At 68.5% G+C, this 26,425-nt stretch carries 25 protein-coding genes and 1 tRNA gene; 4 read left to right on the forward strand and 22 right to left on the reverse strand.

All coding sequences use genetic code 11. The features are described from left to right. Nucleotides 1-525: 525 nt before the first annotated feature. From ACFY2X_RS43550 to ACFY2X_RS43600, 11 genes are all read right to left on the reverse strand, one after another. Nucleotides 526-1,041 carry a hypothetical protein gene (locus tag ACFY2X_RS43550; RefSeq protein WP_389950136.1) on the reverse strand — a complete coding sequence of 172 codons (516 nt, stop codon included), beginning with the start codon at nucleotides 1,039-1,041 and terminating at the stop codon, nucleotides 526-528. After that, nucleotides 1,038-1,556: a hypothetical protein gene (locus ACFY2X_RS43555; RefSeq protein WP_389950138.1), complete on the reverse strand. Its 519-nt coding sequence runs from the start codon at nucleotides 1,554-1,556 to the stop codon at nucleotides 1,038-1,040. Before ACFY2X_RS43555 ends, ACFY2X_RS43550 begins: the two co-directional genes overlap by 4 nt. Before the next feature lie 411 nt (nucleotides 1,557-1,967). Then, the gene (locus ACFY2X_RS43560; protein ID WP_389950141.1) at nucleotides 1,968-2,969 is read right to left on the reverse strand and encodes an ABC transporter ATP-binding protein; all 1,002 of its coding nucleotides are present in this window, start codon (nucleotides 2,967-2,969) and stop codon (nucleotides 1,968-1,970) included. Between the two features lie 232 nt (nucleotides 2,970-3,201). Beyond that, nucleotides 3,202-3,591, reverse strand: coding sequence for a 50S ribosomal protein L7/L12 (gene rplL, locus ACFY2X_RS43565; protein ID WP_389950143.1), 390 nt, complete (start codon nucleotides 3,589-3,591; stop codon nucleotides 3,202-3,204). A gap of 85 nt (nucleotides 3,592-3,676) precedes the next feature. After that, the gene (gene rplJ / locus ACFY2X_RS43570; RefSeq protein WP_389950146.1) at nucleotides 3,677-4,201 is read right to left on the reverse strand and encodes a 50S ribosomal protein L10; all 525 of its coding nucleotides are present in this window, start codon (nucleotides 4,199-4,201) and stop codon (nucleotides 3,677-3,679) included. A 282-nt stretch (nucleotides 4,202-4,483) separates the two neighbouring features. Next, nucleotides 4,484-5,314 carry a DUF1396 domain-containing protein gene (locus ACFY2X_RS43575; protein ID WP_389950148.1) on the reverse strand — a complete coding sequence of 277 codons (831 nt, stop codon included), beginning with the start codon at nucleotides 5,312-5,314 and terminating at the stop codon, nucleotides 4,484-4,486. Between the two features lie 143 nt (nucleotides 5,315-5,457). Next, nucleotides 5,458-6,171 carry a 50S ribosomal protein L1 gene (gene rplA, locus ACFY2X_RS43580; protein WP_389950150.1) on the reverse strand — a complete coding sequence of 238 codons (714 nt, stop codon included), beginning with the start codon at nucleotides 6,169-6,171 and terminating at the stop codon, nucleotides 5,458-5,460. Between the two features lie 179 nt (nucleotides 6,172-6,350). Then, on the reverse strand, nucleotides 6,351-6,782 hold the full coding sequence (gene rplK / locus ACFY2X_RS43585; protein WP_389950152.1) for a 50S ribosomal protein L11: 432 nt from the start codon (nucleotides 6,780-6,782) through the stop codon (nucleotides 6,351-6,353). Between the two features lie 116 nt (nucleotides 6,783-6,898). Continuing rightward, nucleotides 6,899-7,669, reverse strand: a complete 771-nt coding sequence (gene nusG, locus ACFY2X_RS43590) for a transcription termination/antitermination protein NusG (RefSeq protein ID WP_389950155.1) — start codon at nucleotides 7,667-7,669, stop codon at nucleotides 6,899-6,901. Nucleotides 7,670-7,735: 66 nt separating this feature from the next. Then, the gene (secE, locus tag ACFY2X_RS43595) at nucleotides 7,736-7,984 is read right to left on the reverse strand and encodes a preprotein translocase subunit SecE (protein WP_389950158.1); all 249 of its coding nucleotides are present in this window, start codon (nucleotides 7,982-7,984) and stop codon (nucleotides 7,736-7,738) included. A gap of 75 nt (nucleotides 7,985-8,059) precedes the next feature. Further along, nucleotides 8,060-8,132 (reverse strand) — tRNA-Trp (locus ACFY2X_RS43600). A gap of 283 nt (nucleotides 8,133-8,415) precedes the next feature. Between ACFY2X_RS43600 and ACFY2X_RS43605 the strand changes: the two genes are divergently transcribed. Continuing rightward, on the forward strand, nucleotides 8,416-9,621 hold the full coding sequence (locus ACFY2X_RS43605; RefSeq protein WP_389950160.1) for a pyridoxal phosphate-dependent aminotransferase: 1,206 nt from the start codon (nucleotides 8,416-8,418) through the stop codon (nucleotides 9,619-9,621). Nucleotides 9,622-9,870: 249 nt separating this feature from the next. Here ACFY2X_RS43605 and ACFY2X_RS43610 read toward each other — a convergent pair whose 3' ends face one another. After that, complete coding sequence (locus ACFY2X_RS43610; protein WP_389950163.1) at nucleotides 9,871-10,854, reverse strand: PASTA domain-containing protein; 984 nt, start codon at nucleotides 10,852-10,854, stop codon at nucleotides 9,871-9,873. Continuing rightward, the gene (locus ACFY2X_RS43615; protein ID WP_389950166.1) at nucleotides 10,851-11,351 is read right to left on the reverse strand and encodes a SigE family RNA polymerase sigma factor; all 501 of its coding nucleotides are present in this window, start codon (nucleotides 11,349-11,351) and stop codon (nucleotides 10,851-10,853) included. The genes ACFY2X_RS43610 and ACFY2X_RS43615 overlap by 4 nt, the downstream gene beginning before the upstream one ends. Before the next feature lie 98 nt (nucleotides 11,352-11,449). Here ACFY2X_RS43615 and ACFY2X_RS43620 point away from each other — a divergent pair, with 98 nt between their 5' ends. After that, nucleotides 11,450-12,469: an adenosine deaminase gene (locus ACFY2X_RS43620; protein WP_389950169.1), complete on the forward strand. Its 1,020-nt coding sequence runs from the start codon at nucleotides 11,450-11,452 to the stop codon at nucleotides 12,467-12,469. On the opposite strand, the gene ACFY2X_RS43625 is transcribed toward ACFY2X_RS43620, so the two are convergent. The 5 genes from ACFY2X_RS43625 to ACFY2X_RS43645 all read right to left on the reverse strand — a co-directional run bounded on the left by ACFY2X_RS43625 (nucleotide 12,458) and on the right by ACFY2X_RS43645 (nucleotide 20,157). Beyond that, nucleotides 12,458-13,198, reverse strand: a complete 741-nt coding sequence (locus ACFY2X_RS43625; RefSeq protein ID WP_389950172.1) for a hypothetical protein — start codon at nucleotides 13,196-13,198, stop codon at nucleotides 12,458-12,460. The genes ACFY2X_RS43620 and ACFY2X_RS43625 overlap by 12 nt on opposite strands. After that, entirely contained in the window at nucleotides 13,185-13,757 is a 573-nt protein-coding gene (locus ACFY2X_RS43630; RefSeq protein WP_389950175.1) for an RNA polymerase sigma factor, read from the reverse strand. The genes ACFY2X_RS43625 and ACFY2X_RS43630 overlap by 14 nt, the downstream gene beginning before the upstream one ends. Nucleotides 13,758-13,784: 27 nt before the next feature. Continuing rightward, nucleotides 13,785-15,938: an ATP-binding protein gene (locus ACFY2X_RS43635; protein WP_389950178.1), complete on the reverse strand. Its 2,154-nt coding sequence runs from the start codon at nucleotides 15,936-15,938 to the stop codon at nucleotides 13,785-13,787. A 126-nt stretch (nucleotides 15,939-16,064) separates the two neighbouring features. Then, complete coding sequence (locus tag ACFY2X_RS43640; protein WP_389950181.1) at nucleotides 16,065-18,092, reverse strand: ATP-binding protein; 2,028 nt, start codon at nucleotides 18,090-18,092, stop codon at nucleotides 16,065-16,067. 79 nt (nucleotides 18,093-18,171) lie between these two features. Beyond that, a complete protein-coding gene (locus ACFY2X_RS43645; protein ID WP_389950184.1) occupies nucleotides 18,172-20,157 on the reverse strand; it encodes an ATP-binding protein in 1,986 nt (661 codons plus the stop codon). Between the two features lie 133 nt (nucleotides 20,158-20,290). Here ACFY2X_RS43645 and ACFY2X_RS43650 point away from each other — a divergent pair, with 133 nt between their 5' ends. Then, the gene (locus ACFY2X_RS43650; RefSeq protein ID WP_389950187.1) at nucleotides 20,291-21,022 is read left to right on the forward strand and encodes a class I SAM-dependent methyltransferase; all 732 of its coding nucleotides are present in this window, start codon (nucleotides 20,291-20,293) and stop codon (nucleotides 21,020-21,022) included. A 153-nt stretch (nucleotides 21,023-21,175) separates the two neighbouring features. Here the strand turns inward: ACFY2X_RS43650 and ACFY2X_RS43655 are convergent, their stop codons facing one another. Next, nucleotides 21,176-21,802 carry a class I SAM-dependent methyltransferase gene (locus ACFY2X_RS43655; RefSeq protein WP_389950190.1) on the reverse strand — a complete coding sequence of 209 codons (627 nt, stop codon included), beginning with the start codon at nucleotides 21,800-21,802 and terminating at the stop codon, nucleotides 21,176-21,178. A 185-nt stretch (nucleotides 21,803-21,987) separates the two neighbouring features. Here ACFY2X_RS43655 and ACFY2X_RS43660 point away from each other — a divergent pair, with 185 nt between their 5' ends. Next, complete coding sequence (locus ACFY2X_RS43660) at nucleotides 21,988-23,862, forward strand: acyl-CoA dehydrogenase family protein (protein WP_389950193.1); 1,875 nt, start codon at nucleotides 21,988-21,990, stop codon at nucleotides 23,860-23,862. Nucleotides 23,863-23,991: 129 nt separating this feature from the next. On the opposite strand, the gene ACFY2X_RS43665 is transcribed toward ACFY2X_RS43660, so the two are convergent. From ACFY2X_RS43665 to ACFY2X_RS43675, 3 genes are all read right to left on the reverse strand, one after another. Continuing rightward, entirely contained in the window at nucleotides 23,992-24,855 is an 864-nt protein-coding gene (locus tag ACFY2X_RS43665) for a slipin family protein (protein WP_389950196.1), read from the reverse strand. 442 nt (nucleotides 24,856-25,297) lie between these two features. After that, the gene (locus ACFY2X_RS43670) at nucleotides 25,298-25,513 is read right to left on the reverse strand and encodes a DUF397 domain-containing protein (RefSeq protein WP_389950199.1); all 216 of its coding nucleotides are present in this window, start codon (nucleotides 25,511-25,513) and stop codon (nucleotides 25,298-25,300) included. Then, complete coding sequence (locus ACFY2X_RS43675) at nucleotides 25,501-26,334, reverse strand: helix-turn-helix transcriptional regulator (protein ID WP_389950203.1); 834 nt, start codon at nucleotides 26,332-26,334, stop codon at nucleotides 25,501-25,503. Before ACFY2X_RS43675 ends, ACFY2X_RS43670 begins: the two co-directional genes overlap by 13 nt. Nucleotides 26,335-26,425: the final 91 nt, after the last annotated feature.

A 26,425-nucleotide genomic window follows, 5' to 3' on the forward strand; every position in this document is an offset into this window, starting at 1 on the left:
TTCGAGTGGCTCCTGAATTCGTGCGAAAGACACACGACGGGGACCAGCGGGTACGGCGGAGGCGTTGCGCGAGGCTGCCAACAGATGTCCTTCCGAGGGCTCGCGGCGGACTGACTACACGCACGCCAGACGACCATGCATCGGAGCACCAAAAGAAGCGGGTCGTCAAAGGGCAGCGCAAAGGGGCAGTGTAGCCGAACGGCATACACCTGTCCACTCCACTTTCGCTGCACGCTCCACGTTGGTCGCAGCATCGCCCGTCAGAGCCGAAACGTCAAGCCCGGGAGCCGACATTTCGGCCAACGAACAGCCGAGACGCTGGGAGTTTTCCCACCGGATGACCTGCGCACACCACCGGATCCAAGACGATACCCGCGACCTGGTGTGGCTAACGCTCAGTCACACGGCGGTTCGAACGCTAGCCGATGTCCGGCTGACGATCGAGACTGCCGTGGCTTATCTACCCCTCGGCAAACCAAATCTAAACGTGGATTTTACTAACAATTGAATAAAGCGCCACGCCAGCTAGCCCGGCGGAGGGCTTCCGAGCAGCGTGGACAGCTCCGCCACCAGCCAGCGCGAATCCTTTTTGACCATGACCAGGCGGGCACGGTTCTGGCTGACCTGCCGCCGGGGCTCCTTCTCCCCGGCCGGGATCTTCACTGTGCCCGTGTTCATGAACAACAACACCTCGACGCGGCCGGCCTCCGCCGACTCCACCGCCGCCCCGGCCACCGTCACCTGCTGCACCGTGCGCTGCTGCCTGGCCAGCGGCACCAGGGCCGCGGCAAGCCTCCTGTAGTGCTCGGTGAGGCCACCGGTGGTGTATCCCCCGGCTCTTGCGAAATCCTGTTCGATCGTACGGTAGTCATAAGACAACATGTCCGAGGCGACCAGGCGCGCCGCCGCGAGCGCCTCCCGGCCGGCGGCCTCGTCCCCACGCAGCCGGTTCAGGTCGGTGAACATGATCCAGACCGCGCCCGCGAGCATGAACGCGACGGCGGTCAGCATCGCGGTCACCAGCAGGGAGACGCGCGTCACAGGACCTGCTCCGCCCTCGACACGAGCCAGACCCCCGTGACCTTGGTCACTTCCATGTTCCAGCGGTAGAACCGCTCCTGCGGCGCCTTCTTGCTCCCGTCCCACCGGATCAGCCCGTCGCCCACCACCATCACCTGAGCGGTGTCCCCCTTCAGCGAGACGAGCCCGGCGGCACGCAGAGCTCCCACTTGGAGAACCTTGTTCTTGATCGTTTCCTCCTTGAGCGCCGTGGCGTTCTTGGCGTACTCTGCCTTGGCCACTCCGGTGGAGGTGTCCAGGATGTGCTTGATGTCCGCGTCGACGCTCTGATGGCTGACCGAGAGCAGGCTGAGCACGTGTGTCCGCGCCGCCCAGACCGCCGCCTCGCGGTCGTCGGCCGTCGCCTGGGCGTCACGCAGGTCCCTGCCCACCCAGAAGGCCGCGGCCAGCAGCACCGCGATCAGCACACCCATCACCGGCCCGACGATCCTCAGCGGGCGGAGGGGCCGGCCGGCGTTCGACCGGGCAGCGTTCACCGGGGTCTCGTCAGGATGCTTCGGTTCCCGAACCGGGGAGGAGTGGCGCTCGCCGAAACGCTCATTAAAATCTGTCGGTGCCTTTCGCTAGGTTGAGCTCGACCGATAGCAAAGACCGAGTGCCGATGTGCCTGGCCACCCAGGGGCATGGAGTCGAGACGCAGGCGGCACGATCTCCGGAACGCGAGTCGATGATCACGTGGCATCAGACCTCCAGGCGGTAAGCTCCCGGCCGCCGGATCATAACCCGCCGCACAGGTCGTCACAGGGATCTCTCCCGGCCTGTCCCAGGCCCCTTCCACCCGGCGGCCGGTCGGCGGAGCCTGTTCACGCCCCTCTCCGGCATCACACGGCGACGGCACGGAACCGCCGCGGGGAAGACCGAAAAGACGCTCGCCCGCGTGAGCGGAATCACCTCACGCCGTTGAGATGGGCCGTCACGAGACGGGGATACTCCTCCAGCCAGTTGCGGCCCCGCTCGTCCACGAACGAGTTCGGAGGGGGGATGACGCCGTTGGCGGCCAGCCAGGACCCCGGCGGGCGCTGCGTCCGGCGGATCCGGTTCGCACTCGGCATGAGCTGTGGCGGGATCGGCGGCAGGCCGCCCGGGTCGTGTCCCATCTGCGCCTCGGCCTCCAGCTCGGAGACGTCTTTCTCCTCCGACATGCCGATCGGGCCATGCCGGCGGGCGTTGAGGAACTGCCGGACCACCGGCTCGTCGCTGGAGAGCAGCATCTCGCGCGGCCCGAACATGACCAGCTCGCGCCGGAAGAGCAGGCCTATGTCGTCGGGCACCGTACGGGCGGTGTTGATGTCGTGGGTGACGATGAGGAACGTCGCCTCGATCTCCGCGTTGAGATCCACGATGAGCTGGTTCAGATAGGCCGTGCGGACCGGGTCCAGTCCGGAGTCGGGCTCGTCGAACAGGATGATCTCCGGGTCGAGAACCAGGGCCCTGGCCAGACCCGCTCGCTTGCGCATGCCGCCGGAGATCTCCCCGGGGAGCTTGGCCTCGGCACCGATCAGGCCGACGAGATCCATCTTCTCCATCACGATGCGACGGATCTCGGTCTCGTTCTTCCTGGTGTGCTCCCGCAGCGGGAAGGCGATGTTGTCGTAGAGGTTGAGCGAGCCGAACAGGGCACCGTCCTGGAAGAGGACGCCGAACAGCCTCCGGAGCTCGTAGAGCTTGTTCTCGCTGCAGTTGGCCAGATCATGGCCGTCGATCCAGATGTGCCCGCGTTCGGGCCGCAGGAGGCCGACGAGGGTCTTCAGGAAAACGGACTTGCCCGTCCCCGACGGGCCGAGCAGCACGGAGATCTCTCCGGCGGGGAGGGTCAGCGTGACGTCCTCCCAGATGACCTGCTTGCCAAACGACTTGGTCAGACCTTCGACCACGACTTCGACGCCCACCTGCCGCCCTCCAGGAAGACTGCGGACCGACACCAACCAGTGGCCTGGCGGAGATACCCCCGGATGAGACAACCGTAGCCACGATCGCCCGGATTGGAAGAGGGTCCGGCAAGATCCGGGGATCGTTACGGCACGGTTATAAGACTTAGCGTCCAACAATGGCATGCGGGCGGGAACGCAAAAAGAGCGGGCCACCGGCACCTGGTGGACCCGCTCTTCCTGGTGAAGCTGATTACTTGACGGTGACCGTCGCGCCGGCGCCCTCGAGGGCAGCCTTGGCCTTCTCCGCCTGCTCCTTGTTGACCTTGCCGTCGAAGACGGGCTTGGGAGCGCCGTCCACGAGGTCCTTGGCCTCCTTGAGGCCCAGGCTCGTCAGAGCGCGGATCTCCTTGATGACCTGGATCTTCTTGTCGCCGGCGGCCTCGAGGATGACGTCGAACTCGTCCTGCTCCTCGGCCTCCTCGGCGGCGGCGGCACCGGCAACCGGGGCGGCGGCGACGGCGACCGGAGCGGCAGCCTTGACGTCGAAGGTGTCCTCGAAGAGCTTCACGAAGTCGGACAGCTCAAGGAGGGTCATCTCCTTGAAAGCGTCGAGCAGCTCGTCGGTGCTGAGCTTCGCCATAGTGGTTCCTCCGTATGAATCAAACAAACTAAGAATTGGGACCGCGGTATGTATGCGCTAATCCCCTGGGACCGCTTGCGCGGACCTACTCGCCGGCCTCCGCGCGCTTCGCGCGCAGAGCCTCGGCCAGCTGAGCCATGTTGGTGGGCAGCGCGTTGAAGACGGCGGCCGCGTGGCCCTGCTTCGCCTTCAGAGCACCGGCCAGCTTCGCGAGGAGAACCTCACGCGACTCAAGGTCGGCAAGCTTGCTGATCTCGGCCGGGCCCATCGACTTGCCGTCGACGACACCGCCCTTGATGACCAGGAGGGGATTGGCCTTGGCGAAGTCACGCAGACTCTTGGCAGCCTCGACCACGTCGCCGTTGACGAACGCGATCGCCGACGGACCCGCGAGCAGGTCGTCGAGCTCAGTGATCCCGGCCTCATTGGCCGCGATCTTGGTCAGCGTGTTCTTCACCACGGCGAACTTCGCATTCCCACCGAGAGAAACGCGCAGCTGCTTGAGCTGAGCGACGGTGAGACCGCGGTACTCGGTCAGAACGGCAGCGTTAGAGCCTTCGAAGCTGTTCTTGAGCTCCGCTACGGCCGTTGCCTTTTCCGCCTTCGCCATGGGCCTCCTTCCAGATGTGCCGCCGGAAAGACCCATATACGCGAACAAGCCCCGGCGCAGGCGCACGGGGCTCACATAAGGAAAACATCCAAATGAAAACTCACATCACACCTACGCGGGCCGTCCACTTACGTGGATCCTTGGGTCGCTAAGCCATGCGGCATAGCGACGACCGGCGGTCTTTGGCGTTGACAGCATACGCTCTGCCAGGACGCATGCCAAATCAAGCGGAACGGCCCGCGCCCCGGCCGTCTGGCCGGCGGCGCGGGCCGCGAACGGAGATCAGTTTTCGCCGAGGTTCTTCGGCAGGTCGCCCACCTGGTCGGCGGGCGGAGCGACGATCTCGACGGGCTCGTTGAAGCCCCGGAAAAGCGCCGTCAGGTTGAACGTGTCCCCCTGCTCGGAGCCGCTCAGCGTGACCTTGCGGGGCAGGTTCTCGGCGTCGGACCACAGGTCGAACTTCACGTCCTTGACGTGCGAGAGCTCCTCCTGGAGCCGCTCACGCCTGGCCGGGTCGATCACCTGCGCGGCCTCGGCCACCGGGAAGGTGCCGCTGTAGTGGGTGGTCTCCACCCCCCCGACCGTCTCGGTGCCGACGGCCTTGACGTCCTTCGACGCGGTCAGCAACTTGACGGTTCCGGCCAGGTCGAACTGCTGGACCTGAGCCATGAAGCCCTTGATCTGCTCCTGCTCCTGAGCGTCCAGCTCACCGAGAGAAGCCTTGATCCACGGCTTGGCCGCGCCCGCGAACTTGTTGATCAGCTCCGACTTCACGTAGACCGTGTCGCCGGTCAGGATCGCCCGAGCCCCGCCCGGCACGTTCTGCCCGCCGAAGGTGATCGTGTCCAGCTTGATGTCGGTCGCCAGCTGGGGCTTGCTCTGGTAGAGCACGCTGCCCTGGACCTTGCTCGCGCCCTTCTCCCCATCGGTGGCGTCAAGCACCAGGTCCGTGGTGTAGGAGGTCACCTCCCCGGCTCTCTGCGCGCTCTGCTGCACCGCCTCGGCGGCGGCGAGCTTGATGTTCCCGAGGGAACCGGTGCTCTGCGCACCACATCCCGTGACCGCGACCAGCGCGGCCGCTCCCAGTGCCAGTGCGGGAGCCAATCGGCGCATCCGTCTTCACCCCTTCGTGTCCCCCGACGTATTTGTCTATGACACTACGCGGCGGAAAAACGGAGCGCTTCCTCCGAGAGAACGAAGAAAGGCCTCAACCGAATGGCCATTCGGTTGAGGCCTTTCCAGGAAAACGTCTGGTATCAGGCGTCGAGCTCGGCGGTCATCGCCCGCGTCACGTTCGGGTCGACCGGGATGCTGGGGCCCATCGACGTGGTGAAGGTGGCCTTCTTCAGGTAGCGCCCCTTGGCCGCGGACGGCTTGAGACGCAGCACCTCGTCGAGGGCGGCGGCGTAGTTCTCGACCAGCTGACGCTCGCCGAACGACACCTTGCCGATGATGAAGTGCAGGTTCGCGTGCCGGTCGACACGGAACTCGATCTTTCCGCCCTTGATGTCGGTGACGGCCTTGCCCACGGCCGGGGTCACGGTGCCGGTCTTGGGGTTCGGCATCAGACCACGCGGGCCGAGCACGCGGCCAAGGCGGCCGACCTTGCCCATGAGGTCGGGGGTGGCGACGACGGCGTCGAAGTCGAGGCGGCCCTTGGCGACCTCGTCGATCAGCTCGTCGGCACCGACGATGTCGGCACCCGCGGCGCGGGCCTCCTCGGCACGGTCACCGGTCGCGAAGACCAGGACCCGGGCGGTCTTACCGGTGCCGTGCGGGAGGTTGACGGTGCCACGGACCATCTGGTCCGCCTTGCGGGGGTCGACGCCGAGACGCAGGGCGACCTCGACAGTGGCGTCGAACTTGGCGACGCTGGTCTCCTTGGCCAGCTTGGCGGCCTGGAGGGGGCTGTAGAGGGCCTCGCGGTCGATCTGGTCCGCCGCGTTGCGGTATCCCTTGCTGCGCTTCACTTGCTCACTCCTGTGAATCCGAGTGTCTGTGGTACGGGCCAGCGCCTGGCCCTTCCACCTGTTTCATCGTTGTGATGGCGAACACCCTCACGGGTGCGTCCGCCGTCGGGCCCCGGCCGGTTCGGCGGATGCCGTTCCGCATCCGCGTCTCGGCTGCCGGGCCCGGCTCGCCGCCGTGACTATTCGGCGATCGTGATGCCCATCGAGCGGGCGGTGCCGGCGATGATCTTCTCGGCCGCCTCGATGTCGTTGGCGTTGAGGTCCTGCATCTTGGTCTCGGCGATCTGGCGCAGCTGCTCCTTGGTCAGCTTGCCGACCTTGTCCTTCTGCGGGACGGCCGAACCCTTGGCCACACCGGCGGCCTTCTTGATCAGCTCAGGCGCCGGGGGCGTCTTCGTGATGAAGGTGAAGGTGCGGTCCTCGAAGATGGTGATCTCAACGGGGATGATGTTGCCGCGCTGGGCCTCGGTGGCAGCGTTGTACTGCTTGACGAAGTCCATGATGTTGACGCCGTGCGGACCGAGGGCGGTACCGACCGGCGGGGCGGGCGTGGCCTGGCCAGCGGGAAGCTGGACCTTGACCAGTGCCGCGATCTTCTTCTTAGGAGGCATGGTTCTCTCCGGGTCCTAATCGGGTGATGCGGCTCCCACGCAGACACGGGGGAGCAAGTCGGCAAGCCGCGCTTCGCGAGGCACGGCCGCCGAACGACTTAGTTTATGCGACCGAATCAGATCTTCGAGACCTGGTTGAACGAGAGCTCAACCGGGGTCTCACGACCGAAGATCGACACGAGCACCTTGAGCTTCTGCGACTCGGCGCTGATCTCGCTGACCGTGGCGGGCAGCGTGGCGAACGGGCCGTCCATGACCGTGACGGACTCGCCGACCTCGAAGTCGACGGTGGCGGCGGAGACCTTGGCGGTCGACTTCTTGACTTCCTCGGTCGGCTCGGGCGCGAGCAGCTTGGCGACCTCGTCGATGCTCAGCGGGCTCGGCTTGTTCGACAGGCCGACGAAGCCGGTCACACCGGGCGTGTTACGCACCGCGGACCACGACTCGTCGGTGAGCTCCATCCGGACCAGCACGTAGCCGGGCAGCACCCGCTCCTTGACGAGCTGGCGCTTGCCGCTCTTCACCTCGGTCACGTGGTGGGTGGGCACCTCGACCTGGAAGATGTAATCCTCCATGTTGAGGGACTGGGTACGGGTCTCGATGTTCGACTTCACGCGGTTCTCGTAACCCGCGTAGGAGTGGATGACGTACCACTCGCCGTACTGGCCCCGCAGCTGGCGCTTGAACTCCTCGACCGGGTCGACGTCGGGAAGGACGTCGCCGTCCTCGTCGACGCTGCCGGCCGGGGCCTCTTCGGCCTCGCTTTCGGCGTCGATGTCAACCTCGGCGGACTCGTCGAGCGAGTCCTCCGTGACGTCGACGGCCTCTTCCGGCTCGCCCGCCCGCTCTTCGCGGGACTCGCCGGCCGGCTGTGAAGACTCGGACACGGTAGTTCGTTCTCTTTCCGTCGATGGGCTGATGGACTTACCGCGGGAAGCACGCCGGATATCGGCTTAAGCTCCGCCGAAGATCCGCAGCACACCCTCGGTCAACAGGGCGTCAAAGCCGGACACGATCGCAACCATGATCAGGACGAAGACCAGAACGATGACGGTGTAGGAGATGAGCTCCTTGCGCGTAGGCCAGATGACCTTGCGGAGTTCGGCGACAACCTGTCGGTAGAAAAGGGCAGGAGAAGTGCGCTTGGCCTTCTTCTCACCGCTCGGCTTGCCTGCGGTTTCGCCGCGCGTGTCGATCGCCACAGTCCTCACCTGATCCGTCGTATCCAACGCATACCTGCGGCGCGCTGGACGCCTTGATGCGCGGACCGCTCTTCGCAGGGCACGAGGGACTCGAACCCCCAACCCCCGGTTTTGGAGACCGGTGCGCTGCCAATTGCGCCAGTGCCCTAAGACATGAACCACCATACATCGGTTGGACCGATGTTTGTCCGTGGCTCACGGTCTCAACCGCCGATTCACGCATACGGCGGTAAGACCCTCTCGGAGTCTACGGGGGAATGGCCGCTACGTCGAACCGGCGCCCAATCCTCCAGGTCATGGGCTGTTGTCTCCCGCTGCCACGGCTTGCCCGTCTCTCCCCACCCGCGAGGTTCGGCCACGGGTCCTCCACATCCCGTCCACATCATGGATAGGCGGCGGAAACAACGCCACCGGTCTGTAACCATGGAGGCATGACCCGTCCTCGCATCTCAGCGCGCATCTCCGCGATCTCCGAGTCAGCCACGCTCGCCGTGGACGCCAAGGCCAAGGCGATGAAGGCGGCGGGCCGCCCGGTCATCGGCTTCGGCGCGGGCGAACCGGACTTCGCGACTCCCGACTACATCGTCGAGGCGGCCATCGAGGCGTGCCGGAACCCCAAGTTCCACAAATACACGCCGGCCGGTGGCCTCCCGGAGCTGAAGCAGGCCATCGCCGACAAGACGCTCCGCGACTCCGGCTACCAGGTCGACGCGGCCCAGGTGCTGGTGACCAACGGCGGCAAGCAGGCCGTCTACGAGGCCTTCGCCACGCTGCTCGACCCGGGTGACGAGGTTCTGGTCGTCGCTCCCTACTGGACGACCTATCCCGAGGCCATCAAGCTGGCCGGTGGCGTCCAGGTCGACGTCGTGACCGACGAGACCACGGGCTACCTCGCCAGTGTGGAGCAGCTCGACGCGGCCCGCACCGAGCGCACCAAGGCCCTGCTGTTCGTCTCCCCGTCCAACCCGACCGGCGCGGTCTACACCCCCGAGCAGGTCGAGGCGATCGGCCGCTGGGCCGTCGAGCACGACCTGTGGGTCGTCACGGACGAGATCTACGAGCACCTCACCTACGGCGACGCGACCTTCGCCAGCATCGCCACCGTCGTTCCCGAGCTGGGTGACAAGGTGGTCGTCCTGAACGGCGTCGCCAAGACCTACGCCATGACCGGCTGGCGGGTGGGCTGGCTGATCGGCCCGAAGGACGTCGTCAAGGCCGCGACCAACCTGCAGTCGCACGCCACCTCCAACGTCGCCAACGTGTCCCAGATCGCCGCCCTGGCCGCCGTCACCGGCGACCTGTCGGCCGTGGCGAAGATGCGTGAGGCCTTCGACCGCCGCCGCCAGACCATGGTCCGGATGCTCAACGAGATCCCCGGCGTGCTGTGCCCCGAGCCGAAGGGCGCGTTCTACACCTACCCCTCGGTCAAGGAGCTGCTGGGCAAGGACTTCGGCGGCAAGCGCCCGCAGACGTCCGCCGAGCTCGCCGAGATGATCCTCGAAGAGGCCGAGGTCGCCCTCGTGCCCGGCGAGGCCTTCGGCACCCCGGGCTACTTCCGCCTGTCCTACGCGCTGGGCGACGAGGACCTCGTCGAGGGCGTCAGCCGGGTGGCCAAGTTCCTGACCCAGGCCCGCTAGCCGTATCGCGTTACGGCGCGTGCCGCTGACGGCAGTGACAAAGAGGCCCGGACCGCGACGGTCCGGGCCTCTTTGTCATGTACTCCGGGCCTCTTTGCCATGCATGGGATCATGTACGGGCCCGTCGCGTACGGCGATCATGATCCGAAGCGTGCCGTGGCCATGAGCGTCGCGGCCCCTGCGCGCGACCTCTACGGCTTTCCCGGGCCCGTGTACGGCTCGCGCCGGGGGATGCGAGCCGTACACGGGTCACTTGGTGGATTCGACGCTCGCGGCGACCTTCTTGAGCTCGTCCTCGGTCTTGTCCTTGCCCAGCTCCTCCAGGTAGGCGGGGCTCATCATGAGCTCGACCGCGAGGCCAGGGCGCTCCATCCAGACGATCGTGGGCGTCCCGAGCTCGTCATTGTCGTCGAGCCTCCCGGCCTCACCCATGCGGACCAGATAACCCTTGGTGTCGCCGAACTCGACGGGCTTGACCCCTTCCTTCCGGTAACCCGTGAGCCGCTTGACCATCTCAGCCGCGGCTCCGCCCTTGTAGACGATCGCCTGGACGCTGTACAGCCCGGGGGCGAGGTCCGGTTTCCTCCAGGACGTGGAGTAGCTGGACTTGCCGAAGGTGTCCTTGACCGACCACTTCCCCCACACCAGACCCTCGGGCAGGTAGCCGATGCGGATCCCGCCGAACTCGCGGCCGTCGCCCAGGTCGCCGAGGTCCTGCGGCTGGGAGACCTCCGCGTCGGCGTTCCCGTCGCCGTCCGGCGTGGCGCTCCGCGCCGGGTCGGGCGCCTCGGCAGCGGTCAGCGTGACGGTGCTTCCCTCCAGGGCTTTCGCCCCTCCGGCGGGACTCTGCTCCCGCGTCACCCAGTCCGGCTCAATCGTGGGCCCCTCCAGCGCGACGCGCAGCCCCGCGCTCTGGAGCTTCTCCGTGGCCTCCCCCACTTTCAGGCCGGTCACATCCGGCACGACCACCTCCTGAACCACGGTGGCCACCGCGTCGCCCGTCGGCTGTGCCCCCTGGGCGGCCGGGGTCACCGGGGCGGGGCCCGCGTTCAGCGCCAGGTAGGTGGGGACCGCGCCGGCGACGGCGGCGGTCACCAGGGCGGCGCCCGCCGTACGGAACCAGATCTTGTGGGTGCGGTGGCGGCGACGGATGGTCTTGCCCATCATCGGTGTGGCGTGCACGTTCACGACGTGCGCCTGCATCGCCTCCGCCAGTTCTTCCTCAAGCCTCATCCGAATGCCCCTTCCAGCGTGCCCATACGCTCGCGAATCCGAGCCAGCCCCCGTGCGGCCTGGCTTTTCACGGTCCCCGCCGAGCAGCCCATGAGCGCGGCCGTCTCGGTCTCCGACAGGTCCTCCCAGTAGCGCAGCACCAGCACCGCGCGCATCCGCGCGGGCAGCCTGCGCAGCTCCGCCAGCAGCGTGTCCCGCAGTTCCACGTCCGGAGAGTCGACCAGCGTCTCCGGGGGCCGGGCGAAGGTGATCTCCTGAATCACCTTGCGGCGGCGGGAGAGGCTGATCGCGGCGTTGACCACGACCCTGCGGGCGTAGGACTCGGGATTGTCATGGCGGATCCGGCTCCAGTGCCGGTAGACCTTCTCCAACGCGTTCTGCACCAGGTCTTCGGCGTCGTGCGGTGACGCGCCGCAGACCAGGATCGCGGTGCGCAGCAGTGCCGTGCTCCGTGCGGCCAGGAACTCGTCGAAGGCCGCCTCGTCTTCTTCTGTCATCAGCGAGGTCCCCTTTCGCCCTCCCCAACGCACGAGCCGACCGTCAGGTTGAGACCAAGAATGGTCCCGGCGTGCCAGGGATACGGCACCATATGGAAATGCCACGTCCCCTCAACGAACTGCCCAAAGCCCATCTCCATCTCCACTTCACCGGCTCGATGCGGCACTCGACCCTGGTGGAGCTGGCCCACGAGCGGGGCCTGCACCTGCCGGACGCGCTGGAGCAGAACTGGCCTCCCAAACTGCGGGCGACCGATGAGCGAGGCTGGTTCCGGTTCCAGCGGCTGTACGACATCGCCCGGACGGTCCTCCAGCGGAAAGACGACGTCTACCGGCTGGTGCGGGAGGCCGCCGAGGATGAGGCGGCCGAGGGGTCGCGCTGGCTGGAAATCCAGGTGGACCCGTCCGGATACGCCCATCGGTTCGGGGGGCTCACCTCGACCATGGAGCTGATGCTCGACGCCGCGCGCAAAGCGGCCGACCACGCGGGGATAGGGGTCGCGGTCGTGGTGGCCGCCAACCGGACCCGGCATCCCCTGGACGCCAAGACACTCGCCCGCCTCGCCACGCACTACATGGACCAGGGCGTGGTCGGGTTCGGGCTGTCCAACGACGAGCGCCGTGGCCGGGCCCGCGACTTCGACGGGGCGTTCCGGCTCGCCAAGCGGGCCGGGCTGCTGGCCGTACCGCACGGCGGGGAGCTTCTGGGGGCCGACAGCGTGGCCGAGTGCGTGGACATGCTGGGCGCGGACCGGGTGGGACACGGCGTGCGGGCGGCCGAGTCGCCGCGGCTGATGGAGCGTCTGGCCGACCGGCAGATCGTGTGCGAGGTCTGCCCGACCTCCAACGTCGGCCTCGGGGTGGCCGAGCGGGCCGAGGACGTGCCGCTGCGACGGCTGTTCGACGCCGGGGTGCCGATCGCGCTGGGCGCCGACGACCCGCTGCTGTTCGGCGCGCGGTTGCTGCCGCAGTACGAGCTGGCCAGGGAGGTGTACGGCTTCAGCGACGCGGAGCTGGCCGAGCTGGCCCGGCAGTCGATCCGGGCGTCGGCGGCCCCGGAGTCGGTGCTCAAGGAGATGCTCAGGGGGGTCGACGACTGGCTGGCGTCAGCGGAGTGAGCGGGCGACCTCCAGGCCCCGCCGGAGGTCGCCGACGCCCTCCAGACGCAGGCCGGTCTGTCCTCGCTGCCAGATGAGGGTGGGGCCGGCCAGGCGGAGGGGAATCGGGGCCCTGCCGCCGCGGGGCAGGTAGGTCAGACCGTGTGCGGCGGGGATCCACCATGCCTGCGAGGTGCCCAGGCTGACCTCCACCGGCCAGGGCGGGCCCAGGTCCTTGCGGAAGACGACCTCCAGCCTGCCGTCGTATTCGTCGAGCCTCACCCCCGGCCACAGCAGCGACACCACCCGGCCGCCGTCGCTCACCCTGACGTCCTGGGGGTCTCCCAGCTCTGCGGGAACCGAGACGGGGAACGCCACCTGCTCCCGGGCCTGCTCCAGGGTGACCCGCCGCTCTCCCGGCAGCGGTTCGGGTGCCCCGGACGGCAGCGGCCCGGGACCGCCGATCTTCAGCTCGACCCCCGCGAACCGCAGGATCTCCACGACCGCGGCCCGTCCCACCGGGGTCGCCCCCAAGAACAGGGCGACGGTGATCGCGACGGCGGAGGCGATCGCCCGCCGCCATCGGCGGGCGATCGGCCGGGGGGCCGCTGCGAGGGGGCGGTCTTCGGCGGAGAGGGCTTCGAGGCGTGCCCGTACGGCCCGCGCCACCTCGGCGGGGGGCGGGGCGGAGACGTCCAGGGACTCGCCGAGGGCGAGAAGCCGGGCTTCGAGGTCGTCAGGCGAGGTCACGGCCCACCTCCTCACGCAGACGGTTCAGGCCGCGGGAGGTCCGCGACTTGACGGTGCCGACCGGCAGATCGAGCACCTGGGCGGTCTCGGCCTCCGACAGCTGCAGAAAGTACCGGCAGACGACGGCCTGACGTTCCCGCTCGGGAAGCGTACGCACCATGTCGAGAAGCCGGGTGCGCCGGTCGACGGCGACGGCCGCGTCCTCGGGCCCCTCGGTCTCCGGGGGATCCAGTTCGGTCAGCTTCACCGTCAGTTCGGCCCGGCGGCCCCGCGAGCGGGTCAGGTTGTGGGTCTCGTTGGCCACGATCCGCAGCAGCCAGGGGCGGAACGGCTCGCCGCGGCGGAAGGTGGCCAGGTGGCGGTAGGCCTTGACGAAGGCCTCCTGGACCGCGTCCTCGGTCTCGTCTCCGGCGCCGAGCATCGCCGCGGTGCGGTGTGCGAGCGCGCTGTAGCGGGTGACCAGCACCTCGTAGGCGGCCAGGTCACCGTCCAGCGAGCGGGCGATCGCCTCGTCGTCGTCCGTCGGGGGCTCCTTTGCGGATCTTGTCAGAGATTCCATCGCACGGAAGCACCCGAGCGGAAGCCCTCAGCCCAGGGCGTAAGCGACGGCGGAGTCGGGATCGTCGTCGTACCCCTCGGCGAAGACCTTGTCGTAGACGTCGTCGCCGAGCAGTTGCCTGGCCGTGCGCTCGGCGACCGTCCTCGGCTCCGACATGCCCCGCGAGCCGAAACCGCGCAGTCCGAACATGGTCCACAACCGGACCACCAGGCCCTGGAGGCGGGCCGTACGGTAACCGTCTCCCTGGACCGCGGCGATCACGGCGAGCTGGTCCACGGCCAGCGTCACGCCGGTGGCGTCGCGGAAGCGCCACTTGACGTCGAGCGACTGCCTGGCCGCCGTCGCCGCCTCGGCCGTGCGGCCGAGGCCGAGCTGGGCTATGGAGAGCACGTAGTCGCCGTGGGCGCGAGCCCAGCGCTCGCCGCGGGCGTCGCAGAGCCGCCGCACCTCCTCCAGGATGGAGATCGCTTCGGCGAACTCACCACGGCAGGTGACGGCCATGGCCATGGTCACCAGGGCGAGCGGCTCGCCGACGGTCGTGGCCCCGGCCCTGCGGAAATACTCTCGTGCGCGTTCGACGCCGGGTTCCACCTCGTGGAGGGCGCCGACGAACAGTGAGTGGCCGGCCAGGCGGAGCTGTGCCTGCCCCGCCGCCGCGTAGTCATCCCAGTCGAGGGCGGCCGACAGCGCCGCCTCCGCTCTGCGGCGGCCACCTTCCAGATCTCCCTGGGCGATGGCCACGCAGCCGTCGGCCCACAGGAGCCGAGGCAGCCCGGGATCGGTGACGGGCGCGGCGTCGATCGCCCGCCCCATGTGGTGGCGGCCCTCGTGCATCCGGCCCAGGCAGAACCAGAGGATCCAGAGCGTCCCGGCGAGTTCGACGGCCGGGGATGCGGACGGAGAGCCGGAGCCGAGGGCTCGGCGGAGGTCGGTGATCGAGAAGTTCAGCCGGGCCGCCCATTCCTCCTGCCGAGGGCCGTACCAGTCGGCGTCGGCCTGGCGTGCCAGGTCGAGGTAGTAGTAGCGGTGCCGCCTGGCCAGCCGAGCCTCCTCGCCGGACCGGGCGAGCCGCTCCCTGCCGTATTCCCTGATCGTGCCGGGCTGCCGGTAACCGCCGGGGACCCGGACGAGCAGCGATCTGTCCGCCAGGCCGGCCAGCAGGTCCGGCACGTTGACCAGGTGATCGTCACCGCACACCCACAGGGCCGCCTCCTCCTCGAAGCATCCGGCGAAGACCGACAGCCGGGCCCAGAGCAGGCGCTCCTCGGCGGTGCACAGCTCGTGGCTCCAGTCGACCACGATGCGCAGGGTCCGGTGGACGGAGATCGGCGACCGGCCGGTGGGCGGCGTCTCGAACCGGTCTTCCAGACACCCGGCCGACCGCTCCACCGTCCCGAACCGGCCCTCCAAGGACCCGGCCAGCCGCTCCACCGTCCCGAACCGGCCCTCCAGACACCCGGCCGACCGCTCCGCCGGCTGCTCCACCGGCCGCTCCACCGACGGTGCCCCGAGCCGCCCGGCGGCCAGCTCGACGGCGAGCGGGATACCGTCCAGCAGCCGGCAGATCCCGGCCGCGACCGTCAGGTCCGTCTCGCCGATCTCCAGACCGGGCGCCGTGACCTCGGCCCTGCCGAGGAAGAGCCGGAGCGCGTCGTTCAGCGTCAGCCCGGCGATCTCAGGGATGGGCGCCTGGAACGGCTCGACGAACAGCAGCGCCTCTCGCGGCAGCCCGAGCGCCTGCCGCGAGGTCGCGATGATCCTCACGCCACGCGCCCTCTCCAGGATCTCCGTGACGAGGTCGCGGCAGGCGGTCAGGAGGTGCTCGCAGGTGTCCAGGAGCAGCAGGAGGTTCTTGTCCGCGAGGAACTCGACGAGGACGTTCGCCGGGGGCCTGGCCGACTGCTCGCGCAGCCCCAGAGCGGAGGCGACGATGTGAACGAGCAGGTCGCCGTTGTGCTCGCCGGACAGCTCCACCAGCCAGGCGCCGTCCGGATAGGAGTCGTGACACTCTTCCGCCGCTCTGACGGCGATCCGCGATTTCCCGACGCCCGCGGCGCCGGTGACCGTGACCAGCGGTGTTTCGGCCAGAAGCTTCAGCAACTCCCGGATCTCGGCCTCACGGCCGACGAAATCACTCGTCTCCGCGGGGAGGTTCCCGCGCCACCATGGGTTGTGCTCCACCGGTTCGTGCTCCTTCCACTCAGGAGAAATCGCACGCCGTCAGGATCACGAGCCGAATCGCCTTCTCAGAGCGTGCGCGTTGACCCCGGGCCTGTTTTGTGGATCTATCCGTCCACCGCGGTCACCCTAGGGATGATCGAATCCGGTATCTCGGACTCGCGTCACGGCCGCGTCCGGATCCATGATCATCCCTTGGGCGAAGGCACCCTCGTAGACGGCGTCGCCGACCAGCGCCCTGGCCTCGCTCTCGGTGCGCTCACGAGGAGCCACGAACCCTCGCGAACCCGAGGGGGGCAGTCCGAAGGTCGCCCACATCCGCTGGGCGGCACCGAGCAGGCAGGCGGCCCGCCGCCCGTCGCCGCGCGCCACGGCGACGGCGGCCAGCTGGTCCATCGCCATGGCGCTGCCCGCCGCGTCACCCAGGCGCCACTTCACTTCCAGCGCCGCCCGCGCGTAGACCTCGGCGGCGTCGAACTCGCCCCTGCCCAGCTCGGCGAGCGACCGCGCGTGGTCGCCGTGGGATCGCGCCCACAGCTCGCCACGCTCAGCGCAGCGTGCCCACTGCCGCATCAGCACCTCCACCGCCCGGTCGAACTCGCCTTTGACGCAGAGCACCATCGCCAGCGTCGCCTCGGCGACGGCAAGCCCGACATGGGCGCAAGCCGCCCGCGCCAGCAGCTCCGCCGACTCGATCGCGAGACGTTCGGCCTCGTCGAGCTCGCCTCGAGCGAGAGCGGTCGCCGCGGCGCTCTGCCGGGCGCATCCGGCGGCTGCGAAGTCGTCTTCGGCCGTCGCGGCCTCGTAAGCCTCGATCGCCCGGCGGTGAGCCGCGTCCGTGTCGCCCGCGCAGAGCGCGACCCACGCGCACGCCCACAGGGCCTTGGTCCGCGCCGGGCTCGGCCGCTCATGCCACCGGAGAACCCGATCCAGGTAGTAGCGCCCCTGTCTCGCCTGACCGAGACAGCACCAGGCGAACCAGAGCGCGGTGACCAGGTCGAACCCGTCGTCATGGTCGAGGGCCGCCTTCAGGTCCGGCAACGCGTGGCGAACCCAGTCGGCCCATCGCAGCTGGTGCGGGCCGTACCACTCGGCCTCCGCCCTGCGGGCCTGCGCCAGGTAGTGGTCGTGATGGCGGCGGATGAAGGTTCTTTCCTCGCCCAGCCGGCGCAGCCACTCCCTGCCGTAGTCGCGGATCGTGCCGAGCATCCGGTAGCGCGGCCCTTCGGCGATCAGGATCGACTTGTCCACGAGCCTGCACAGCGGAAGCTCCGCGAGCCGCTCGTCGGCGCACACCGCCCACGCGTCGTCGGCGTCGAACCACCCGGCGAAGACCGACAGCCGGGCCCAGAGCAGCCGCTCCTCGGCGGTGCACAGCTCGTGGCTCCAGCCGACCGCCGTGCGCATGGTCTGGTGACGTCTCAACGGTGTACGGCTCCCGCCGACGAGCAGCGCGAAGCGGTCGTCCAGCCGTTCGGCGATCTGCTGGACCGACAGCGCCCGCAGCCGCCGGGCGGCCAGCTCGATGGCGAGCGGGATGCCGTCCAGCAGGCGGCAGACCTGGGCCACGGCAGCCGGGTCGAGGGTGAGGTCCGGCACCAGCGCGTGGGCCCGCTCGGTGAACAGCCGCACCGCCTCCGACCCGGTGGCCCCGGGCCCGGGGACCGCGAGCGGCTCGATCGGCAGGAGCCGCTCCTCGGGCAGGCCGAGCGGCTGGCGGCTGGTGGCGAGCACCCGCGCGTGCGGGGCCTCGGACAGGATTCGGCGCAGCAGCGCCGCGCAGGCGTCGATCAGATGGTCGCAGGTGTCCAGGACCAGCAGCATCCGCTTGTCCGCGAGGAAGTCGGCCAGCACCTCGGCCTGGGGGCGCACCGACTGCTCCCGCAGACCGAGAACCGCGGCGATGCCGTGACCGATCAGGTCGCCGTTCTGCTCGGCCGAGAGTTCGATGACCCACACCCCGTCGGCGAAGGAGTCACGGAGCCGGTCAGCGGTCCTGATGGCCAATCTGGTCTTGCCCACACCGGCGACCCCGGTGAGGGTGACCAGCGGCGACTGGTCGATCAGCGCGGCGATCTCATCGAGTTCAGCCCGCCGTCCGACGAGACTGCTCGTCTCCGCCGGGACGTTTCCCCGACGTGTCCGCGTCTCCGCCACCGATTCCTCGCCCCTCCGCGTGTGGTGGCAAGCCAACCACGGGAGGGGTAACGGACCCGGCGGGGTGCGGCGGCACCGGTTATGAGATCTTCTCCCCCAGCGCATATTTCACAGCGATACGCAGGTCAAGCCGCTGTCCTTCGGCGAATCGGGTATCGAATTCTCCACCGCCGAGAGCCTTCGCGGCCTGGGCCACGGCACGTCGCCGGATGGGGGCGAAGATCGGCCAGCCGAACTGTGAGAATCCCGAGGAGTCCCAGACGGCCTGAGCCGCGCCCAGGAGCCGGGCCGCCCTGCCCGCCGCCCCCTTCGTCTCCCCCGCCGCCTCCGCCCAGGCGATCATCTCGACGCAGACGACCGTCAGGAGCATGTCCTTGAAGAGCCGCGCTCCGGCGAGCGCCGCCCTGGCATGACGGAGCGCCCCGGGCGCCCGGCCCTTGACGTGCTCGGCCCAGGCGAAGACGTACTCCATCTGGGCACGGCTCCATTCCTCCCCGTGGACCTCGCAGAGGGCCTGCCCCTCCGAGAGCGTCTCCATGGTCTCCTCCGGCCTGCCCGCCGCCAGCAGGCTCAGTGCCGCCAGCGTGTGGCAGGGCAGCAGCCCGGAAAGCACGTTGCCCCTGGCCGTGTGCCAGGCCATGGCCTCCTCCAGCGACTCGACCGCCCGCGGGAAGTCCCACCGCATCAGGGCGAGCAGGCCCTCCATCTGGAGGATGTAACCGGCCGCGCTTTCCTCGGGGTCCTCGGCCCGGCACCGGGCGAGCCGTTCCCGCGCGACGTCGAGATCCCCCTGGAGCCCCGCCACCCAGGCGCAGACCCACAGCGCCCTGATCCGTTCCGGGCCGGGCTCGGTGTTCGTCCGCAGCGCCGCCTCCAGATAGTGGCGGCCCTCGCGCAGCATGCCGCAGCAGATCCAGAGGAACCACAGGGAACCGGCCAGGTCCAGACCGGCCCGGGACCATTCGGGATCGGCCAGGCACAGCTCGAACGCCTTGCGGAAGTTGCGCTGCTCGGCACGCATCCGCCCGTACCATTCCACCTGCCGGCCGGGCCATTCGACGGCACACCGTTTGACCAGCCGGAGATAGTGATCACGGTGACGGCCCCGGACGGCGTCGACCTCGCCCAGTCGCGACAGCCATTCGGCGCCGAACTCCCTGACGGTGTCCAGCATGCGCAGCCGTACCCCGGTGGAGTGCTCCTCCCGCTGCACGAGCGACTTGTCGACCAGCCCGGTCAGCGTTTCGAGCACCAGCGCGGCCGGGAGCGGCCCGCCCGCGCAGACCCGCTCGGCGGCCTCCAGGTCGAATCCGGAGGCGAACACCGACAGCCGCGCCCATAGCAGCCGCTCCGCCGGGGTGCACAACTCGTGGCTCCAGCCCATCGCCGCACGCAGCGACTCGTGCCGCACCGGTCCGCCGCCCCCGGTCAGCAGGTGGTAGCGGTCGTCCAGTTGCCGGGTGAGCCGCTCCACCGACGTGGTTCGCAACTGTACGGCCGCCATCTCGATCGCCAGAGGGATGCAGTCGAGCCCCGCGCAGAGCTCGGCCATGCCGCCCGCGCTCTCGGCGAGGCCCGCACGGTCGCGCAGCAGGGCCACCGCGTCTTCGACCGGAAGCGGCGGGACGAGGTAGATGTGCTCGCCGGAAACGCCCAGCGGCTGGCGGCTGGTGGTCAGCACCTGGAGTCCGGGCGCTCCGCGCAGCAGGGTGTCCGCCAGCGCGGCCACCGCGTCGACCAGGTGCTCGCAGGTGTCCAGCAGGAGCAGCGACCTGCGCGTGCTCAGCCACTCGGCCAGGACCTCCTCCTGCGGCCGGGCGGACTGGTCGGCCACGCCCATGCTGCCGGCCACGGTCTCCGGCAACAGGTACGGGTCGGTCAGGCAGGCCAGCTCGACGAGCCAGAGGCCGTCGGGAAACCCTCGCGCGACCTCCTCGGCCACCCGGAGCGCCAGACGCGTCTTCCCGACGCCGCCCAGCCCGGTGAGCGTGACCAGGCGAGACTCCCGGACCAGGCGAACCACCTGCGCGATCTCCGCGCTCCGGCCGACGAAGGTAGTTTTCATGGAAGTGCCCATGCTAGGCCGCGGTATGTCGTTTGGGGGGCCGCTCTCCGGGAACGGCCATTAGACTCTCTTGCCTGCCCGTAGCCGTGACCGTGAAGTCATGGCTTTCTGTGAACGAGCTGGACGGAACCGCATGTCTGGGTATGACCGCGTAGTGCAACCCGCGGCCGGTGACGAGGCCCTGGAGAACCACCTGGGTGGGGACGAGGCCAAGAACTACCGGCAGTACGAGTTCGACATGGTCGCCCCGCACGTGGGTCGATCCATGCTGGAGATCGGCTCCGGCCTGGGCCACTTCGCCGAGCAGTTCCTGCCCCGCCTGGACCGGCTGGTGGTCAGCGACTTCGACCCGTACTGCGTGGAGCAGCTCAACACGCGCTTCGCCGACCGTGACGACATCGACGTGCTGCAGTTCGGCCTGCCGACCGACATCCCGATCGGCGAGAAGGTCGACACCGTCGTGATGATGAACGTCCTGGAGCACATCGAGGAAGACGTCGAGGCCCTGCGTTCCCTCGCCAAGGTCACCCTTCCCGGCGGCCGGATCATCATCTGGGTTCCGGGTTACATGCAGCTGTACGGAGACTTCGACCGCAAGGTCGGCCACGTCACCCGCTACACCCCCGCCACCCTGCGCAGCACGGTCTCCAAGGCCGGCCTGGACATCGACGTGCTGAAGCCGATCAACTTCCTCGGCGGCATCGCCTGGTGGGCCGCCGTCCGCCGCGGCGGCGTCGGCTACCCCGACCCTCGCCTGGTGAAGATCTACGACCGCACCGTGGTGCCCACCACCCGCTTCATCGAGCGCTTCATCCGTCCCCCCTTCGGCCAGACCGTCTTCTGCGTCGCACGCGTCCCGAAGTGACCGCGGGCGAGATGTCGCCGTGACCACGGCGCCCCGCCGTGGCCCCGCACCGTCAGCCCCGCACCGATCAGCCCCGTGCCATCCGCGGCACGGGGCTGAGTCGTGTACGGCCTGCCACGCCTACCGGCCCGGCGGGCTTTCCGGACGGGATCCTCAGCCCGGCGAGGTCGCATGGACAAGAAACACCACTCGCAACCGCTCATCCGATGTTTCGAACCGTTGAGCGACAGCATGTTCGAACCCCGCGTCGGTCGCCAGCGCGGCGGCCTGGTCCTCGTCCACAGGAAGCCTGAGGTCCGCGGCGACGAGTTCGGCCATGGCCCCCGACGGGGTGAAGGTCTCCGCGAAGGGAAGGGTGAACGCCAGTTGCCCGCCCGGACGGAGAACGCGCAGCCAGTCCTGAAAGGCCTCCGCCCCGAGGAAGTGCAGCGACGAGGCGCAAAGAACGACATCAACGCTGGAGGAGCCGACGGGCGCCGGAACGGCGGGAGCGACTCGCCAGGCGATCCTTCCCTCGGGGTCCTGAATCGCGGCCTTCGCGATCGCCCGATCGATCATGCCTGCTGACAGATCGACCGCGATGACATGCTCGGCTCGCAGGTGCCGCAGGGCCGCGAACGCCGCGGCTCCCGTCCCGCTGGCGACGTCGAGCACCGTGTTCGGGGGTGAACCGGGGGTCACACCGCCGACCAGCTTCTCGGCCACAAGTTGGTGGAACAGGTCGTCGTCGTAGCCCGCTGCGATCCCATCAAAGAGGGACGCGGAGGTTGCATGATTCATCGGTGGACTATAGCGGGCCTGCCGTACCGGACTTCGCGAAAGACGCGGAACGGTGGCGTTCCCTCGACCGAACATGTGGTGAACACGCTGCGGTGTTCCCATGACCCGGCGCGCCGGGGCGGATGCCTTCTCGGGCCCGATACTCGGGAGTAACGTCTAAGACATCCGCGCCCGAGGAGGTCACGATGACCGATTACGCCAAGGCACGCGAGGTGGCCGAGCAGGCCAGGGAGAAGGAATGGGCCCGCCCCAGCTTCGGCAGGCAGCTCTTCCTGGGGGACTTCCGCCTCGACCTGGTGCATCCGGCACCGGCTCTGTCGGAGCCCGAGACGAAGAAGGGTGAGGAGTTCCTGCGGGCTCTGCGACGGTTCCTGGAGACGCGGGTGGATCCGGCGCTGATCGAGCGGACCGCCCAGATACCGGACGAAGTGGTCAAGGAGCTCAGGGAACTGGGCGCGTTCGGGATCACGACCGAGGAGGAGTACGGCGGGCTGGGACTCAGCCATCTCGACTACGGCCGGGCGCTGATGCTCGTCGGGTCCTACTCTCCGGCGCTGAGCACGCTGCTGTCGGCGCACCAGTCGATCGGGGTGCCGCAGCCGCTGAAACTGTTCGGCACCGAGGAGCAGAAGCGCAGGTTCCTGCCCCGCTGCGCGAAAGGCGAGGTGTCGGCCTTCCTCCTGACCGAGCCCGACGTCGGCTCCGACCCCGCGAGGCTCGCCACCACGGCGGTGCGCGACGGCGACGACTACGTGCTCGACGGGGTGAAGCTGTGGACGACCAACGGGGTCATCGCGAACCTCCTGGTGGTGATGGCCCGCACCGGCAAGGGGATCTCCGCGTTCGTCGTCGAGGCGGACACCCCGGGGATCACGGTCGAGCGGCGTAACGCGTTCATGGGCCTGCGCGGCATCGAGAACGGCCTGACCAGGTTCCATCAGGTTCGCGTCCCGGCCGCCAACCTGATCGGCCGCGAGGGCCAGGGCCTGAAGATCGCGCTGACCACGCTCAACACCGGCCGGCTCTCGCTCCCGGCCGTCTGCGCCGGGAACGCCAAGTGGGCGGTGAAGATCGCCAGGGAGTGGAGCAACGAGCGGGTGCAGTGGGGGCACAGGCTCGGCGAGCACGAGGCGGTGGCACAGAAGATCGCCTTCATCGCCGGTACGGCCTACGCCCTCGAAGCGGTGATGGACCTGTCCTGCCGCCTGGCCGACGACGAGAGCAACGACATCAGGATCGAGGCGGCGCTCGCCAAGCTGTACGCCTCGGAGATGGCCTGGAAGGTGGCCGACGAACTGGTCCAGATCCGCGGCGGGCGCGGCTACGAGACGGCCGACTCACTGGCCGCCCGCGGCGAGCGAGGAGTACCCGCCGAGCAGGTGCTGCGGGACGTACGGATCAACCGGATCTTCGAGGGGTCCACCGAGATCATGCACCTGCTGATCGCCCGCGAGGCGGTGGACGCGCACCTGTCGGTGGCCGGCGGGCTCATCGACCCGTCGCTGGACGGCAGGGCCAAGGCGCGCGCCGCGATGAAGGCGGGCGGGTTCTACGCACGCTGGCTGCCGACGCTGGTGGCGGGCTCGGGCAACCGGCCCGGCTCCTACGCGGAGTTCGGCGCGCTGGCCCCGCACCTGCGCTACGTGGAGAGGACCAGCCGCAAGCTCGCCCGCTCCACCTTCTACGGCATGTCCCGCTGGCAGGGACGGCTGGAGCACAAGCAGGGGTTCCTCAGCCGGATCGTGGACATCGGCGCCGAGCTTTTCGCGATCACCGCGACGTGCGTGCGAGCCTTCGGGGAGACCGACGACCTGGGGCGCAAGCCCACCGAGCTCGCCGACACCTTCTGCCACCAGGCCCGGCTGCGCGCCGACGCGCTGTTCGACCGGCTGTGGGACAACAACGACTCCCGGGACGCACGCCTGGCGCACCACCTTCTGGAGGGCCGCTACACGTTCCTTGAGGAGGGCATCCTCGACGCCTCGATCGAGGGTCCGTGGATCGCCGCTCCCGCCACAGGCGACTCGACGGTCAAAAACGCGCACCGGCCGATCCCCTGAGACACGCGGGTACGGCGCGCCCGCGTGCCGTACCCGCGTCAGTCCCGCTCGCCGTACCCGCCCCGCGCCCGTGCCCGTGCCCGGCTTGTGTCCGGGCCGAGGGCTGAGCAACACGGCGAGAACCGTGTCTTACTCTCCAAGGCTCGGCCGGGCGATCGCCTCTCCAAGGCTCGGCGGCGCGATCGCGTCCTGGGAAACCTCGGTCCGGCCGGAGGGGGAGCCGCCTTGGGCGGCCTGGTCGAAAAAGCGCAGCAGCTCCACCGGGAACGGCATGACCAGGGTGGAGTTCTTCTCCGCGGCCACCTCCACCACGGTCTGCAACATTCGCAACTGCAACGCGCCAGGCGTCTCGGACATGATGGCCGAGGCGTCGGAGAGCTTCTGCGCGGCCTGGAACTCACCGTCGGCTGTGATCACCCGGGCCCGCCGTTCTCGCTCGGCCTCGGCCTGGCGCGACATCGACCGCTTCATCGACTCGGGGAGCTGCACATCCTTGATCTCGACACGGTCGATGTGGATGCCCCAGCCGAGCGCCGGGCTGTCGATCATCAGCTCCAGGCCCTTGTGCAGTTCCTCGCGGTTGGACAGCAGGTCGTCCAGTTCGCTCTTGCCGATGATCGAGCGCAGCGAGGACTGGGCGACCTGGCCGACGGCGAAGAGGTAGTCCTGCACCTCGATGGTCGCCTTCAACGGGTCGCTGACCCGGAAGTAGACCACGGCGTCGACCTGCACCGAGACGTTGTCACGGGTGATGCCCTCCTGGGTGGGCACCGGCATGGTGATGACCTGGACGTTGACCTTGGTCAGCCGGTCGACCAGGGGCAGCATGACGGTCAGTCCCGGCTCGCGTACTTGCGCCCTGGCCTTGCCGAAGCGGAAAACGACGCCGCGTTCGACCTGGTTGATGATCCTGACACCGCCGAACATGGCCCATAACACGGGAAGCGCGAGTAACCCGAGCAAGGCGTAGATGAACATGTCGATCCCTTCCACCTCGAAGCTAGATCCATACATCCAGCCGCGCGCGTAGAGAACGCGTCAAGATTTTCCGGGCCGTCTCCCTGGTACGGCATCGCGGTGACTGACCGGCTCGACGCCGATGGCGAGCTGCGCCGGGTGGGCCGCTTCCAGCCCACCCGTGAGGCGAGTGCTTCGGTGAAGCGACCGATGCCCACCCCACCAGTCGTCCACGTCCACGATGCTGATCGAGACCGTAGGCGCGGGTGTGATGCCCATTGACCTGTACGAATGAGGGTGAGCGGAGGGTTTTCCCAGGTGAGGCGGCGTGCGGCGTTCTGGTCGCCCGCGCGGTGGTCGAGCAGTACGGCCCACCGGCCTTCTGAGCGATCGAGCAGAAACCCCGATAGCCGGTGCTACCGAGGTTTCATTGCGTTGTGGACATACGCGGCAAGCGATCGGCAATGCCTGAAACCGGCTAGTCGAACTCTCCGCCCTTTACGCCGCCGATGAAGGCAGCCCACTCGGACGGGCTGAAGACCAGTGCGGGGCCGGTGGGGTTCTTGGAGTCGCGGACGGCCCGGCGCCCACCGGACAGTTCCGCGACCTCGACACATTCACCGCCGTTGTCGCCGGACAGCGAAGACTTACGCCACACGACCACGCCGAGTTCCCGGATTGTCAGGTCGTCCATTGTTTTCTCGTCCTCCTGATCAGGTCGAGCGACACCCGCTGTGTCTGGGCCTCACCATGGATCATCTCGTATTTTGCCGTGATCTCCATTACGTCGTCAGGGTCACCGATGATCTGTCCGCGCGCTGAGGACTCGACATAGGCCATGTCCTGCACGTTGCGGGTTCGGGCGATGAAGAACGCCCCCAGGAGGCCCGTGGTGCTCCACGAGTCTCGGGGAAGTACCTGAATGGTGACGCGTGGGCGCTCCGCCATCGCGAGAAGGTGATCGAGTTGTCCGGCCATCACCGCCTCGCTGCCGATGGGACGGGTGAGCACGCCTTCGTCCACGACCACCCACAGCATGGGCGGATCGTCGCGGTCGAGGATGTGCTGCCTGTCTATTCGCGCGGCCAGAGCTGTTTCCACCCGGTCTTGGGTGACACCCGGTTTGCCGCTGAGGATCGCTCGCGCGTAGTCCACCGTTTGAAGAAGCCCGGGGATGATCAGCGGCTGCCAGGTCAGTAACGCATTCGCCCCTTGTTCGATCTCCACCCACCGCCGAAACCACGTCGGCAGGCGGGTGGCCTGCTCGTTCGCCTTATGCCAGGCAGTGAGAAGGGTGCCGCCGGTGTTGAGGGCGTTGTCCACCCTGCTCGCGAACTCCTCCTTGGCCTGCCGTTCGCCACGTTCGATCATGCTGATCCGGGAAACCGACCACCCCAGCTTGACCGCCAGATCTTTCTGTCGCATTCCAGAAGCAATGCGGTGTTCACGGAGTAATACGCCGAATTGCGCATTAGGCACCATTACGGGCTCTCGACCGGTGGGTTTCGTGACCATGATCCTCCCGCCGTTGCACAGGAAGTACACAGCGCGTGTGCAGTACGGCAAGGCGTCCGTGCATCAAATGTGCGACAGATTGACTACCGGT

The sequence above is a fragment of the Streptosporangium sp. NPDC000396 genome, from assembly GCF_042898655.1.
Lineage (GTDB): Bacteria > Actinomycetota > Actinomycetes > Streptosporangiales > Streptosporangiaceae > Streptosporangium.

Coding starts and splice junctions, on each gene's coding strand:
- rplL (WP_389950143.1), bottom strand. CDS start 3,591: ATGGCGAAGCTCAGCACCGACGAGCTGCTCGACGCTTTCAAGGAGATG.
- rplJ (WP_389950146.1), bottom strand. CDS start 4,201: ATGGCGAAGGCGGAAAAGGCAACGGCCGTAGCGGAGCTCAAGAACAGC.
- ACFY2X_RS43575 (WP_389950148.1), bottom strand. CDS start 5,314: ATGCGCCGATTGGCTCCCGCACTGGCACTGGGAGCGGCCGCGCTGGTC.
- rplK (WP_389950152.1), bottom strand. CDS start 6,782: ATGCCTCCTAAGAAGAAGATCGCGGCACTGGTCAAGGTCCAGCTTCCC.
- ACFY2X_RS43605 (WP_389950160.1), top strand. CDS start 8,416: ATGACCCGTCCTCGCATCTCAGCGCGCATCTCCGCGATCTCCGAGTCA.
- ACFY2X_RS43610 (WP_389950163.1), bottom strand. CDS start 10,854: ATGAGGCTTGAGGAAGAACTGGCGGAGGCGATGCAGGCGCACGTCGTG.
- ACFY2X_RS43615 (WP_389950166.1), bottom strand. CDS start 11,351: ATGACAGAAGAAGACGAGGCGGCCTTCGACGAGTTCCTGGCCGCACGG.
- ACFY2X_RS43620 (WP_389950169.1), top strand. CDS start 11,450: ATGCCACGTCCCCTCAACGAACTGCCCAAAGCCCATCTCCATCTCCAC.
- ACFY2X_RS43630 (WP_389950175.1), bottom strand. CDS start 13,757: ATGGAATCTCTGACAAGATCCGCAAAGGAGCCCCCGACGGACGACGAC.
- ACFY2X_RS43645 (WP_389950184.1), bottom strand. CDS start 20,157: ATGAAAACTACCTTCGTCGGCCGGAGCGCGGAGATCGCGCAGGTGGTT.
- ACFY2X_RS43650 (WP_389950187.1), top strand. CDS start 20,291: ATGTCTGGGTATGACCGCGTAGTGCAACCCGCGGCCGGTGACGAGGCC.
- ACFY2X_RS43655 (WP_389950190.1), bottom strand. CDS start 21,802: ATGAATCATGCAACCTCCGCGTCCCTCTTTGATGGGATCGCAGCGGGC.
- ACFY2X_RS43660 (WP_389950193.1), top strand. CDS start 21,988: ATGACCGATTACGCCAAGGCACGCGAGGTGGCCGAGCAGGCCAGGGAG.
- ACFY2X_RS43670 (WP_389950199.1), bottom strand. CDS start 25,513: ATGGACGACCTGACAATCCGGGAACTCGGCGTGGTCGTGTGGCGTAAG.
- ACFY2X_RS43675 (WP_389950203.1), bottom strand. CDS start 26,334: ATGGTCACGAAACCCACCGGTCGAGAGCCCGTAATGGTGCCTAATGCG.